General features: G+C 42.9%; 10 protein-coding genes and 2 tRNA genes. 4 read left to right on the top strand and 8 right to left on the bottom strand.

Annotated features, from left to right (window positions below):
- Positions 1 to 35: 35 nt before the first annotated feature.
- The 4 genes from Xenpb_RS04235 to orn form a co-directional block, all read right to left on the bottom strand.
- Positions 36 to 1472 carry an FAD-binding oxidoreductase gene (locus Xenpb_RS04235; protein ID WP_187653230.1) on the bottom strand — a complete coding sequence of 479 codons (1437 nt, stop codon included), beginning with the start codon at positions 1470 to 1472 and terminating at the stop codon, positions 36 to 38.
- Positions 1473 to 1909: 437 nt separating this feature from the next.
- Positions 1910 to 1985, bottom strand: a tRNA-Gly gene (locus Xenpb_RS04230).
- Between the two features lie 52 nt (positions 1986 to 2037).
- Positions 2038 to 2113: transfer RNA gene (locus Xenpb_RS04225), tRNA-Gly, on the bottom strand.
- Positions 2114 to 2344: 231 nt separating this feature from the next.
- Complete coding sequence (orn, locus tag Xenpb_RS04220) at positions 2345 to 2890, bottom strand: oligoribonuclease (RefSeq protein ID WP_187653229.1); 546 nt, start codon at positions 2888 to 2890, stop codon at positions 2345 to 2347.
- Between the two features lie 110 nt (positions 2891 to 3000).
- Between orn and rsgA the strand changes: the two genes are divergently transcribed.
- The 4 genes from rsgA (at position 3001) to Xenpb_RS04200 (ending at position 9251) form a co-directional block, all read left to right on the top strand.
- Positions 3001 to 4059: a small ribosomal subunit biogenesis GTPase RsgA gene (gene rsgA / locus Xenpb_RS04215; RefSeq protein ID WP_099112707.1), complete on the top strand. Its 1059-nt coding sequence runs from the start codon at positions 3001 to 3003 to the stop codon at positions 4057 to 4059.
- Positions 4060 to 4153: 94 nt separating this feature from the next.
- Entirely contained in the window at positions 4154 to 5089 is a 936-nt protein-coding gene (asd, locus tag Xenpb_RS04210; protein ID WP_187653228.1) for an archaetidylserine decarboxylase, read from the top strand.
- 25 nt (positions 5090 to 5114) lie between these two features.
- Positions 5115 to 8459, top strand: coding sequence for a miniconductance mechanosensitive channel MscM (gene mscM / locus Xenpb_RS04205; protein WP_187653227.1), 3345 nt, complete (start codon positions 5115 to 5117; stop codon positions 8457 to 8459).
- Between the two features lie 12 nt (positions 8460 to 8471).
- Positions 8472 to 9251 (top strand): MFS transporter, encoded by a 780-nt coding sequence (locus Xenpb_RS04200; RefSeq protein WP_187653226.1) that lies wholly within the window; start codon positions 8472 to 8474, stop codon positions 9249 to 9251.
- Positions 9252 to 9397: 146 nt separating this feature from the next.
- On the opposite strand, the gene Xenpb_RS04195 is transcribed toward Xenpb_RS04200, so the two are convergent.
- The 4 genes from Xenpb_RS04195 to yigL all read right to left on the bottom strand — a co-directional run bounded on the left by Xenpb_RS04195 (position 9398) and on the right by yigL (position 14107).
- A complete protein-coding gene (locus Xenpb_RS04195) occupies positions 9398 to 9751 on the bottom strand; it encodes a DUF805 domain-containing protein (protein ID WP_187653225.1) in 354 nt (117 codons plus the stop codon).
- 577 nt (positions 9752 to 10328) lie between these two features.
- The gene (locus tag Xenpb_RS04190) at positions 10329 to 11339 is read right to left on the bottom strand and encodes a LacI family DNA-binding transcriptional regulator (protein ID WP_187653224.1); all 1011 of its coding nucleotides are present in this window, start codon (positions 11337 to 11339) and stop codon (positions 10329 to 10331) included.
- 31 nt (positions 11340 to 11370) lie between these two features.
- Entirely contained in the window at positions 11371 to 12768 is a 1398-nt protein-coding gene (locus tag Xenpb_RS04185; protein WP_187653223.1) for an MFS transporter, read from the bottom strand.
- Positions 12769 to 13306: 538 nt separating this feature from the next.
- A complete protein-coding gene (gene yigL / locus Xenpb_RS04180) occupies positions 13307 to 14107 on the bottom strand; it encodes a sugar/pyridoxal phosphate phosphatase YigL (protein ID WP_187653222.1) in 801 nt (266 codons plus the stop codon).
- Between the last annotated feature and the right edge of the window lie 14 nt (positions 14108 to 14121).

Genomic DNA, 14121 nt, shown 5'->3' with positions numbered 1-14121 from the left:
TGATGTCCAACAATTTTCATTCCTTTCAATTAGTTTCATTCTTTCCAATTACGGTAGTAATCCCGTAACCGCTTTGTTATCTGCTCATCATGGCAAGAGAATGCAACCAAATCAGGGGGAGGCGTATAGATAGCATCAATAGATTCAGCTTGCGCACGAAATTTATTGAGTAAACTTTCGTGGATTAATCCACTCCACCCCGGTCTAATATTCCAGAGACATTCATAACCCATCGCGGATGCTTGCTGTGCAGCCTCAAAAATGTTTATCTCCCGGTTAAATCCCATTAAGGGCCGACGAATAGGTGTAAAATCCCCTAAGTCTATCTCTGGATTAGGCAGCCCCATAAGTGCATTCGCAGTATAATCCGCTAAAAACGGAGATTGGTGCAGACCATCCCGATATGTGCCTGTCACAAGCCACAGCCCATCTATGCCACACTCGCCAATTAATGGAAAACCGTCTGCGGAGATGGGCCTATTGCCAACCTGAACTGTAAGAATCTCTGATTCAAACAAATCAACATTTATCTGATTGTAAGCGCACTCCACAAGGAACTGTAGGGTAGCCACTGTCGCGTGTGCACGAGGTTGGCTGGACACAATATTAGTCGCGCCCACATAAAGAATACCATCACCATGCGGAATACAATGTAGCCCGCAAGCAAATGCACGATTAGGTGTACGAATAACTGATGTTGGTAATTCATCGGGATTTTTAATTTTGAGTAAAGCAGACACGCCATGACCAGCAAAGAGCGGAGGAATTTTATGCACGATAGAAAGCTGGTCTGATAATATATCGAGTGACTGCACTCCTGCCGCAATCACCACTTTATTTGCAGTAAAGCGCACTCCATCAACAGTTTCAACACCCGTTATGGCACCACTTTCGGTGAGAACGCGCTTAACATTATTATCGACGATTTCACCTCCTTCCCTGAGAAAGGCGGCATCCAACATTTCAAGCAATATGTGAGCATTGAGGGCATGTTCTTCTGGAATATAAAGCCCTTTCAACGAACGAACCAAATCATTAGCTTTCATGCCCTTAATCGATTGTGGATCAACAACCTCATAGGGTTCATTATATTCACGAAGAGCATTCTCTATGGCATCATAATTAACATTATCAACTACCGCCATGCCTGCGGTATTAAGAATGACATGAGTGCCTTTTGCGGTAAACAGAGGGCGAGTATCCCCCGAAGACGCGACCAAACGCTGTGCCCATATTGACCAGCGATCCTTCGCGATACAATCCATTTTGAGTTTCAGTTTTCCATAATCATTCGCAACAAGCCTGTTGGTTACTTCACCAAAACAACCGTTCATTGCTCCTGCGACTTTTGAGGCAGCATTGCTACGATCAAGACTTCCCAACCTGCATACTTTCAATTGGCGACTAGCAAGTTCATAAGCTATCGACCCTGCAATAGCGCCAGATCCTACAACAATGACATCATAACTCATCGGCTCTATCCTCTTCACATTGATAGGTTAGATAAACGTCCTTAAGAAACTCTCAGGACAGATTAGAGATGATTTTTTGCAGACAATTGGGTTATGGAGAGCGCTTCCGTTATACGTTTATACCCACTTTTTTATTCCCACTTCAGGGAGGTTAAATCGTATTAATTTCTTTATGTGATTATAACGTATGGTTTAATCTAGCAAAGGGATTTAATATTAGTCAACATCAATATGACGCTTGCAGAATAGTGATAAGTTTATTCGGATATATCAATGGAGCACATCATCGCACCCATTGTAATTGACTAAACCACAGCACCATTGAATGTTCACGTGGCCGTTGGCCTTGGTAAGATATTTTGAAAACAAAAAAAAGCGCCTAAAGGCGCTTTTTTTATGACTTGCAGACTTTGATAAAAAATCTACCGTCCTGAATTTGGAGCGGGAAACGAGACTCGAACTCGCGACCCCAACCTTGGCAAGGTTGTGCTCTACCAACTGAGCTATTCCCGCATTTTTATGGCTGATATCAGCCTAATTCTTCACACCTGCATAACTTTTAATTTGGAGCGGGAAACGAGACTCGAACTCGCGACCCCGACCTTGGCAAGGTCGTGCTCTACCAACTGAGCTATTCCCGCTTAAATCTTGGTGTGACGTACTGTTGAAATTATTCATCGGTACGGGGAGCGCATTATACGAGGAATTATTCTTCTGGCAAGCCCAAAAACACAAAAAATCGCATTTTTTCTCTGATTGATGATTAAATCGGCAAATTATCCGCTTAATCATCAACACAGCGATTAACTTACGTACAAGCCTTTTACCAACTCCTGCTTTTTTTCTGGATAACGTCTATTTCTGGATAACGTCTATTTCTGGATAAAATGCTCACGGTAATACACCAATTCAGCAATGGATTCCCGAATATCATCCAATGCCTGATGGGTATTTTTCTTACTGAACCCTGACAACATTTCAGGTTTCCAACGACGAGCCAGTTCTTTCAGCGTACTGACATCCAAGTAACGGTAGTGAAAATATTTCTCCAACTCTGGCATATAACGGAACAGGAAACGGCGATCCTGCCCCACACTGTTGCCACAAATTGGCGATTTTCCTGCCGGAACCCACTGTTCCAGAAAAGCGATAGTGGCTTTCTCTGCCTGAGCATCATCAAACCGACTCTGTTTCACTCGCTCGACCAACCCACTGGCAGTATGCGTCCGCACATTCCAGTCATCCATCAATGCCAATTGCTCATCTGACTGGTGCACCGCAATCACAGGGCCTTCTGCAAGGATATTTAACTCCGCATCTGTGACAATCGTTGCGATTTCGATTATGCGATCCCGCTCGGGATCTAATCCCGTCATCTCTAAATCTATCCAGATAAGATTGTTCTCACTTTTTGACATGATATATCCTAGTTTCCTTCAAAAGAGGTAGTCTGTATCGGTGATGTATCATAACGTTTTTGATCATTCACAGCGATAATCAGCAAGATAGATAAAATAAGTGAGGTTCGGTGGCTAAAAGTAAACTTTCCAAAGGGCAGCAACGCCGTGTGCAAGCCAATCATCAGCGCAGGCTGAACAAGGCTAATGCCAACAAACCAGAAATGGATGATAGCCAGTTTGGCGACCCACAGGAAGGGCTGGTGATCAGCCGATTCGGGCAACATGCCGATATTGAGGCCGCAGATTCTTCCATACAGCGTTGCAATATTCGCAGAACAATCCGCTCATTGGTGACCGGCGACCGCGTTGTATGGCGCCCGGCGTTGCAACTCCAATCTGATGTCAAAGTTAATGGGATCGTAGAAGCGGTTCATGAGCGTACTTCTGTGCTTACACGCCCCGACTACTACGATGGCATCAAGCCCATCGCGTCAAATATCAACCAAATTGTGATTGTTTCCGCTATATTGCCTGAGCTTTCACTGAATATTATTGATCGCTATTTAGTCGCCTGTGAAACACTCAACATCGAGCCTTTACTCGTACTCAATAAAGTCGATCTGCTGGACCCCGAAAGCCGTACATGGGTTAACGATGTCATGAACATTTACCGTAATATCGGCTATCGCGTACTGGAAGTTTCCAGCCATACCGGTGAAGGGATCTCTGAACTTACCTCCCTGTTGGCTGATAAAATCAGCATCTTTGCAGGGCAGTCCGGCGTTGGGAAATCCAGCTTGCTCAATACTCTGCTGCCTGATACTGAAGAAGACATTCTGGTTAACGAAGTTTCTGATAATTCCGGCCTGGGTCAGCATACCACCACGACAGCACGCCTTTATCATTTCCCGTTGGGGGGCGATGTCATCGACTCTCCGGGTGTTCGTGAGTTCGGATTATGGCACCTGACGCCAGAGCAGGTGACACAAGGCTTTATTGAGTTCCGGGAATACCTTGGCGGCTGCAAATTCCGGGACTGCAAACATCACGATGACCCGGGATGCGCCTTAAGGGAAGCGTTAGAACAAGGCATTATTGCAGAAGAGCGTTTCGAAAATTATCACCGGATTCTGGAAAGCATGGCACAAGTTAAACCACGCCGAAATTTCACAGGCGGTCAAAAATAAGACAATAATTAACGATACCCTGACATTCAAAATAATGGCAGGTACAATAGAAAACTTTTGTCCAATTTGCCAGAAAAAAATCCAAGAGGTTGACGTGCTGGATAATCTTAAAATCAGGTTACAATATTTACTGCCAAAACAATGCCTTACAAATTTGGCAGGCTGGTTTGCCAATAAAAAGGCTGGCTGGCTGACACAACTTGTAATCAAAGCTTTCGCCAAAACTTATAAAGTGGACATGAATGAAGCCAAAGACCCTTCATTCACTGCTTACTCAACATTCAATGAGTTTTTTATCCGCCCATTGAAGGAAGGCATTCGCCCTATCGTCAGTGAAGACAATCAATTGGCTCTGCCGGCAGACGGAACCGTCAGCCAGCTTGGGGCAATCCGCGAAGAGCAAATTATTCAAGCCAAAGGCCACTACTACACTGTTGAAGCTCTTCTGGCAGGGCAACATCAACTCGCCGGGCAATTCCGCAACGGCCAGTTTATTACCACTTACTTATCGCCAAAAGATTATCACCGTGTCCATATGCCATGCGACGGTGTACTAAAAGAAATGATCTATGTTCCCGGCGATCTGTTTTCAGTCAATCCATTGACGGCAGCCAATGTACCCAATTTGTTTGCGCGTAATGAACGTGTCATCTGTGTGTTTGAAACAGCATTCGGGCCAATGGTACAAATTCTGGTGGGTGCAACGATTGTTGGTAGTATTGAAACCGTTTGGAGCGGTTGTGTCACACCGCCGCGCGAAGGCATCATCAAACGCTGGACATATCCGGCTGAAGGTGAGGAAGGTGCTGTTTCTCTCAAAAAAGGAGAGGAAATGGGGCGCTTCAAACTTGGTTCAACTGTTATCAACCTGTTTGCTTCCAATCAGGTTAATTTTGCCAATAATTTATACAGCGGTTCACAAACCCGCATGGGTGGTTTGCTGGCTCAGGCTATCACGGCAGAAGAATCGACAGTGAACACCGATGAACCAGTCAATGATGAACCAGTGAGTAAAGACATCGTCAGCTAATTTTAAATCCAAGGAGCCCCTTATTGTGCGCCTGATTATCAGTTTACTTCTCAGCCTGTTGATTGCAAATCCGGCTTTTGCCGCCATCACACAGTTGGATGAAACCCAACTGAAACAAGAGCTCAAGCAGGTTGAAGGTAGTAAGAATCCACAAGGTTCTGAAATCGCGCAAGCACTTCAAGGGGCTATAAATTGGGTTAACGATACAAAATCCGCCGATGAGCGCACTCAAAAGTATCAACAGGCGATTGATGATTTTCCATCTATCATCAGAGAATTACGCCAGAAAATTCTTGCCGAAAGTAATACTGTTCCCCCCATTCCTGCTAATCAGTCTATCAGTAACTTAGAACAACAAATTATTCAGGTTAGTAGCGAATTACTGGAACAGGGACGCCAATTACAGCAAGAACAGGATAAGATCCGGGAAATCAGCGATTCCATGAACCAGTTGCCTCAGCAACAGGTTGAGGCGAAACGTCTGCTGACAGAAGCGACGTCCCGTCTCCAATCTTTGGGTTCACCTGCCTCTCCCCTCTCTGAAGCACAATTGACTTTGGCCCAAGCAGAAGTCAACGCCCGTAAAGCCGTGACCAACGAACTGGAAATGGCACAACTTTCTGCTAATAACCGACAAGAAATTGCCCGTATACGTGCCGATTTATTTAAAAAACGCTATCAACGGCTGGATCTTAAACTCCAACAATTGCGCAGTCAGCTAAACAGCCAACGCCAACAAAAAGCAGAATCCGCACTTGAACATACCGAAATGCTGGCAGAACAGAGTGGAGGGAAACTGCCACAATTTTTGCTGGATGAGCTTCAGCAAAACCGCCAATTATCACAAATGCTCAGCCACCAAACTCAGAGCATGGATGTTATTGGTTCACAACAGCGCAAGGCTGCCAGCGATATTTTGCTGGTACGCCAGACACTTAATACTATTCGTGAACAGGCACAATGGCTAAGCGATTCCACTGCACTTGGGGAAGCCTTAAGAGCTCAGGTCACTCGTATCCCTGATATGCCAAAATCCCAGCAACTCGACAGAAGTATTGCCGAATTGCGGGTCGAAAGGCTGAAATACGAGGATATGCTGGAACATTCACAGAACGATCCTGACCAGACATCATCTTCATATCATTCCCTGACTCCGGCACAGAAACAAGTTTATGAGTCCCTGACCCGGACTCGGAAAGAGCTGTTAAATTCTCTGCTTTCAGGGTATGACAACGAAATTCTGGAATTAACAAAGCTCAAAGTAGCCACCAATCAATTAAATGATGCGGTGAAAGAGGTTAGGGACGCCACTCATCGCTATCTGTTCTGGGTCGCGGATGTTAATTCCATATCGCTGGATTATCCACTACAGGTAGTGCAAGCTCTGACGCGCCTTCTGTCTCTGGATACATTTTCACAGTTAGGTGCAGCAATCCATAATATGCTGACCACACAGGATACTCTGCTCTATTTACTGGGTACTTTGCTACTGGTGATTTTCAGTATCAGTTCGCACCGCCAGTATCATGCTTTTCTTGAGCGTTCCAGCAATCGCATCGGCAAAGTGACACAAGATCATTTTTCTCTTACTTTGCGTACTGTTTTCTGGTCTATCATCGCGGCATTACCGCTGCCAATGCTCTGGTCAGCCATTGGTTATGGCCTGCAAAATGCGTGGCAATATCCGATGGCTAACGCAATTGGTGATGGTGTACGTGCAACAACGCCAGTGCTATGGATCTTTATGCTCAGTGCCGCATTTGCTCATCCGAATGGCTTATTTATCGCGCATTTTCGCTGGCCTGAAGAGCGCATAAAACGGGCAATGCGTTTCTATCGCCTGTCCATTTTCCTGATCGTGCCTCTCATGATGGCATTAATCACCTTTAACAACTACAGCGACCGGGAATTTACCCCTACCCTCGGCAGGCTCTGTTTTGTGATGCTCTGTATTTCCTTAAGCCTGGTGACTAACAGCCTAAAACGCGCCGGTATCCCGCTTTACATGGACAAATATGGATCAGGTGAAAATCTCGTTAGCTCTGTCCTATGGTGGATACTGCTTTCTGCCCCGATCTTAGCAGCATTTGCTTCGATCCTCGGCTATCTGCAAACATCACAGGCTTTGCTGGGGCGTCTGGAAACCTCCGTTGCTATCTGGTTTTTCTTGCTGGTCATTTACCACATTATTCGTCGATGGATGCTGATCCAACGACGCAAAATTGCTTTTGAACGTGCCAAACAGCGCCGTGCAGAAATATTGGCCCAACGCGCCAAAAGCGAAGAGGATTCAAGCAATATCAACAGCAGTGTAGAAGGCTCGATCGAAGTTGAAGAACCTGTGATTGATTTGGATGCAATCAGCGCCCAGTCATTAGGGTTAGTACGTTCGATCCTGACAATGCTTGCTCTCGTTTCACTCATTCTATTGTGGTCTGAATTACATTCAGCGTTTTCTTTCCTTGAAAATATCAGGCTCTGGAACGTGAGTACGACCATAAACGGTGTCGATACTGTCCAGCCAATTACTCTCGGTGCAATACTCGTTGCGATATTGGTTATCATCATTACTACGCAACTTGTCCGTAATTTGCCGGCATTGCTGGAACTTGCCCTGTTACAGCATTTGGATCTATCACCGGGTACAGGTTATGCCATCACAGCGTTGACCAAATACAGTATTACCCTGATTGGTGGCTTGGTTGGCTTCTCCCTGATGGGTATTGAGTGGTCTAAACTTCAATGGCTGATTGCCGCGATGGGGGTGGGTCTTGGTTTTGGTTTACAGGAAATTTTCACCAATATTATTTCTGGCTTGATTATCCTGTTTGAAAAGCCCATTCGAATTGGCGATACCGTGACTATACGTGGCCTGACCGGCAGTATCACGAAGATCAATACACGTGCAACCACTCTGTCTGACTGGGATAGAAAAGAAATTATTGTTCCCAATAAGGCCTTTATTACTGAGCAGTTCATCAACTGGTCTCTGTCTGACACGATCACCCGTATCGTTCTGACGATCCCTGTCCCAGCCGATACTGAATCCGCATATGCTACCGACATATTAATGACTGCCGCCAAAAGCTCACCATTAATTCTCGATAATCCGACGCCGGAAGTCTATTTGGTGGATTTACAGCAAGGTATTCAGATTTACGAGTTGCGTGCTTATGCCGCAGAAATGGGGCACCGTATGCCTGCCCGCCATGAAGTACACCAACACATTTTGCAGGAATTCCGCAAACACGATATTACCTTGCCATTCCCGCCTTTTCAGGCACGCGTTGATATTTTTGGTCAAGAAATACGTAGTTCGATAGCCAATACCTCGGGCCGAAATCCACCACGTAAATCAGGGGCACTATAATATTACTGCGACATGGTCAAACGTATACCTTTTCAAATTCGAGGATTATTGGCATTAAATGGTGTTTCTATTTTAGGAAACGCCATTACAGAGATTGCTATTCCGTGGCTGATTCTGGAAATATCGGGTAGCCCGCTTTTGGTTGCTACAGTGATGTCCGCAAAAATCCTGCCATTGATCTTTTCCATTTTCCTCACAGCATTCAGGTATATAAAATCTGAAAAAGCGCTTTTTGCAGTACTTATCATCAGTTCGGTAGTGAATTTTGTGATCACACCCTTTCTGGTCGTTTATTTACCGTATGTAAATAAACAGGAATTTAATTCTGTTTTAAGCCTTGGTGTCTCAATGACTTGCTTTGGCATAGGCACAACACTTTCTTCATTGCTGTATGGTGTTTATGGAAAATATTTTTCCAGCAACCGTATCATCTTTTCTGGATACAGCCTATTCGTACTGTTTCTGATATCCATGAACCTATTCAGCGGACAATATGTCCTGTTCATCCAGCTTTTCGCTATTGGCATGTGCATTGGATTTTCTGCACCAGTTGAAGTCACTCTGATTCAACGTCAAGTACCAGAAAAATTGTTTGGCCGCATAATGACACTGTTTTCCTCTACACGATTCCTCGCCGTACCTGTCGGGTATCTCTGTTTTGGTACAGTACTGGAATCCGACTTTGCCAAGCAAACACCATTGATGATGGCTGTCGTAGTATTAGGAGGATTAGCAATTTACGGGGTGATACAAAAAAGGGAGAAAAGTGAAAACGACAATTTTTCAATTTAGCAGAAAATAAATAATCTATGATATTTAGAAAAACGGAATTATTCGCTTACAGCAATTTTTTATAAAAAAACGCTGCCCGAAAATGATGAACAGCGTTTAAAAATGATGGCAAACTGAACTTTTAATTTAGGTTATGCCTTAAATTATTAAGGCATTTTTTTCGGATCTGATCCGTATTCGTTATCTCCCTGAGTACCTTCTAACAGGGTAAATACGAATAAAACAATGTTTAATAATGGAACAAAAATCAATAAAAACCACCATCCAGATCGGTTAATATCATGAAGGCGACGTACCGTTACTGAGATGTTTGGAATTAAGGAGAAAAGCGCATAAGCACCAACCAAGACTAAACCAATAGCCTCATCAATTGCTGAACCCAATATACAGAGTGCCAGGACTGCAATCATATTGAACAAATAAAACATCCAATATTCTTTACGACGGGCACGCCCTGAGAATATAGCATATTTTGTAAAGACACCAAGATACCAATTCATAATATCACTTAATTGAAATTAGATTATATAAAGGAAAAACAGACAAACTATAAAGGATGATTAACTTTACACTTATTTACCTTTTAAAGTCTATTTCTTATTATTCTCAGAGTAATACTGTATTATTTACACCGTTATTAGTTAATGAATTAAAAAATTCTTCCAAATGCCAAATTCAAAATAAATCCATATAAAAATCTCTGGTACATACCAAAGTTACACACAAAACTATCAGAAAAACAAAGCCAATAAATTTATTATTAACACTCGTTAGAGTTTGATTTATTTTCAATGATGATAGTTAATCATGTTATATATATAAAATAACTAATATCGACATAAAAATACTTTATTTCACTACCCAAGAGCAAAAAATCAAAAAATGCTGCGACAACCACGGATTCATTTACATAATTTTAACAAAGATCTATCATCAAAAACTCGCTCATCAATATTTACAATCATTCAATCAGTTGATGACAATACTCAGTGGAAGATGAAATTAAGATGAGTGTGGCAGCGCCGTTTCTTTGTATGGTGAACTGCCACGTTAATTAACCCAATTTATCATTCAAATCTATAAACCAGGTTTACAGCCACAAGATTCACCAATCTGTAATTCAAATTCAAACTCGCGTTCCTGAGCTTTCCCATCCCAAGTTCTCAATATTTCAATGGCTGTTTGCGCCATTTTGTCAATTGGCTGACGCACTGCCGTCAAAGACGGTACATTAAACTGTGATTGTTGCGTGGCATTAAAACAAACTAATGCAATATCATCAGGTACAACGATTCCATGCTCAGCCAACGCACGCAGGCATCCAAATGCCTGTAATTCATTGGTGGCAAACAAAGCACGAGGCGGCTTTCCTTTTAACATTTGTAAAGTGACTTCGTAGCCTCCCTGACGGGTATATTCCGTGGAAAAAATCCACTCGTCACGTACCACCAAATTTGCCTGCATCAAAGCATCACGCCAACCTGACAGCCGATCTTGTGTATTCAACATATCAAGAGGGCCACAAATAATGGCAATATCCCGATAACCATGCTGAGTAAGATGTTGGGTCACCTTGAATGCGGCGATCCGTTCATTGACACGAACCGCACTGACATTTGATCCCGCATTGATCCAATCCAACATCACGCAAGGTGTGCCACTGGCCTGAACCAAATCAATATATGGATGGCGATCAACACTCGTGTACAGCAAGCCATCAATTTGACGATTCAATAAGTTGTTGAGTAACTCTTTTTCACGGGTACGATTATCCCCGGAATCCCCTGGCAGCAAAACTTGCCCATGTTTGAACGCCTCCTGCTGCAAAGCATGGGCAACAGAAGAAAAAAAAGGATTGGCAATATTTGGCAAAATAAGCCCGTAAGCATGTGTTGTCCCAGAAACCAATGCCTTTGCAATACTATTAGGTCGGTATCCCGTTTTCTGAATCGCTGCTAATACACGCTGGCGAGTCGCTTCTGCAACAGGTCGGGGGCCATCATTGATAACATAACTGACAACCGCTACTGAAGTTCCAGCCTCTTTTGCAACATCACTACGCGTCACTCTTTTCAAGTGTGAATTCATGATATATGTCGCCCGCAGGTTAAGATCGATTCTAAATCGCGTCCTCAAGTAAATTGAGATCCCGACCACGTGTTTCTGGTGCAAAGAATGTCGTAATAAAACCAATACCTGCCATCAACGCAAAATAGCAGGCAATAGGCCACCAATGCCCTGTAAAAGATAATAATGCTGAAGCAATTAATGGTGCTGTGCCTCCCGATAACATGGCTCCCAACTCTTTTGCAAAAGCCATCTTAGTATAACGATTCGCCACACCAAAAAGCTCTACTCCCCACGCAGCCTGAGCGCCAAATATCCCCAAAGAAGCCAACCCCATTCCTACAACAATAGTTGGGATGACAATCATAGGTTCACGGCTTTCCAGTAAGATAAAAACAGGAAATGCGTAAAGCATAAGTAATAAGCAAAACCAGCGATAGGTAATACGGCGCCCAAAGCGATCTGACAGATAGCCTGACAATGGTATGATCAAAAAACCCAAAATGGATGCGATAGATACCGCAATTGTGGGAATAAATTTGTCCAGCATCAGCGCATTGGCGACATAACCGATGATGAATCCCTGAGCCAGATACGAAGGACCATTTTCGCCAATACGTAAGCCAACCATGATCCAAAAAGCCTTAGTACGTTGCCAAAAACTTCGGTTTTCATAAGCTACTCGTTGCTTCTCACTTGCAGCCAATGATTGCAAACGTTGCTCTGCCAGCTCTTTCTTGTAGCGTTCAAAAACAGGTGTCTCATTCATATATCGGCGAATATAAAGTGCAACTATCGCAATTAAGGCACTGGACAGAAATGGAATACGCCATCCCCAATCGAGTAAATCTTCTTTATCCATTGTCAATACCAGCAACCAAACCAGCGATGCCAGCAGAGTTCCACTATTTGAACCCAAGGCAATGACAGAAGAAACCAGGCCCCGTTTTGCTGGTGGTGCAAATTCCCCAAGTATAACCGTGCCGCCAGATAGTGCTGCACCTGCCCCTAATCCCTGTATGAATCGCAATATTACCAAACAGGCAGGAGCCCAAGCTCCGATATGAGCATAACTTGGAATAAACCCAATTAACGTGGTTGAGAGCCCCATCAAGATAACCGTCATTATCATGACGATCTTTCGCCCTTTGCGATCACCTAACCATCCAAACACAAGAGCACCAATGGGACGAGCGATAAATCCAACTGAATAGGTTGCAAAACTGGCAAAGAGGGCGACGGTGGGCGTCATATCGGGGAAAAAAATATCCCCAAAAATAATACCGGCCGCTAATCCATATAGAGCAAAATCAGCATATTCCATTGTCGTTCCCAACCAACAGGAAAAAACGGCACGCCGAAACCCCTTGCGCCCTTCTTTTGTTGCTAGACACACTTCAGAAGCATGCTGTATCTGAATGGCAGCTAATGCCGTATTTTCATACGGCATTGCAATATATTCCCTGAATGTTGGAACAGTAAAATTTTAATTCCAACGAGGTATATCTAAAAATATTATTGTTATTCATGAATGATATTTATACATAAACTTATCTACTCGCGTAGAATATTCAAATAGAAGAAACCAATAATCTAATGCCAGTCACAAATATTAGGGAAAAATTAAGTTTTGTAATTAATAAATTTTTAAAGGAAGATACTAAAATTTGTTTCACAACAATATAATCACAGAATTCACCCATTAAACTTTCCGATACCACGTCCAAATTAAAAAGATAAATACATACAAAAACAATACGTTAACAAAAAAACATTCACACCATAAAAAACCAATTTAAATTAGAATAATAAAAATAATTTCATTTTAAAAATAATTGCTTTCTATTTATTTAGAATAAAAAAACAAAAAGCACACTTATACAAAAGTTAAAAATAAATAATACTATTAATTATCATAGTTAATATTAAAAGCAAAAAACAGCCCCCAATAGGAGGCTGTTTTCTCTCGATAATTCAGATTATTAGCATCAAACTTGATACATTTTCCGCAAATAACAAGAAACTGCGTCATTAGAATTGGAGCCTATAACTTCCATCTCCGGTAAAATGTCTTTCAAACGCTGATGTGCGTCCTGCATAATGCAACCCTTTCCTGCCACACTCAACATTTCACGGTCATTCATACCATCACCAAAAGCAATGCAGTCACTCAACTGATACCCGATGGATTGACAAACCTGCTCCAGCGCATGACCTTTGGAAACACCACCAGCCATCACTTCCAGGCAATTTCTCAGTGAAAAACTAACATTGACTTTTTCTCCCCAGCTCGCCTTGATCCTCTCTTCCAAATCCACCAAATAATCATGATCGTCACTGGTGTAATAAACCTTACACACACCATCTAGAGGAAAATGATCCTGCTGAAAAAGCTGGTAATGGAAAACGGATTCCTGAAAAAATTCTTCCTGTTCAGGGGCTTCACGATTCATTAACCAATCGTCATTATTGAAGTAGTTAGTCAGCACATTGGGATTATCGAATTCCAATAGGCATAAATCATGGGCAATTTCAGGATCTAAGTTGTGGCTGAATACCAATTCATCTTGCGTATTGTGAACTCTTGCGCCATTGGAAGTGATCATATAAGCATCAATGCCCAATCCATCACGGATCTGCCCCACATCAATATGATGACGCCCTGTCGCAAAAATAAAATGAATCCCTTGATCTGTCAGCAGGTTCAACGTTTCCTTAGTATATGGCGTTAATTTATGGTCGGGAGACAACAACGTGCCATCTAAATCTGAAGCGACAACATGATACATAGTTATAGTTCCTA

Source organism: Xenorhabdus sp. PB62.4 (assembly GCF_014467285.1).
Classification (GTDB): domain Bacteria; phylum Pseudomonadota; class Gammaproteobacteria; order Enterobacterales; family Enterobacteriaceae; genus Xenorhabdus.
The sequence above is the reverse complement of the archived record's forward strand: the minus strand, read 5'-3'. Positions and strand labels throughout refer to the sequence as shown.

What these genes read in the sequence shown, in the direction of transcription:
- yigL (WP_187653222.1), bottom strand. Translation starts at nt 14,107, where the DNA reads ATGTATCATGTTGTCGCTTCAGATTTAGATGGCACGTTGTTGTCTCCC.
- orn (WP_187653229.1), bottom strand. Translation starts at nt 2,890, where the DNA reads ATGTCAAAAAGTGAGAACAATCTTATCTGGATAGATTTAGAGATGACG.
- Xenpb_RS04195 (WP_187653225.1), bottom strand. Translation starts at nt 9,751, where the DNA reads ATGAATTGGTATCTTGGTGTCTTTACAAAATATGCTATATTCTCAGGG.
- Xenpb_RS04190 (WP_187653224.1), bottom strand. Translation starts at nt 11,339, where the DNA reads ATGAATTCACACTTGAAAAGAGTGACGCGTAGTGATGTTGCAAAAGAG.
- Xenpb_RS04235 (WP_187653230.1), bottom strand. Translation starts at nt 1,472, where the DNA reads ATGAGTTATGATGTCATTGTTGTAGGATCTGGCGCTATTGCAGGGTCG.
- Xenpb_RS04200 (WP_187653226.1), top strand. Translation starts at nt 8,472, where the DNA reads ATGGTCAAACGTATACCTTTTCAAATTCGAGGATTATTGGCATTAAAT.
- Xenpb_RS04185 (WP_187653223.1), bottom strand. Translation starts at nt 12,768, where the DNA reads ATGCCGTATGAAAATACGGCATTAGCTGCCATTCAGATACAGCATGCT.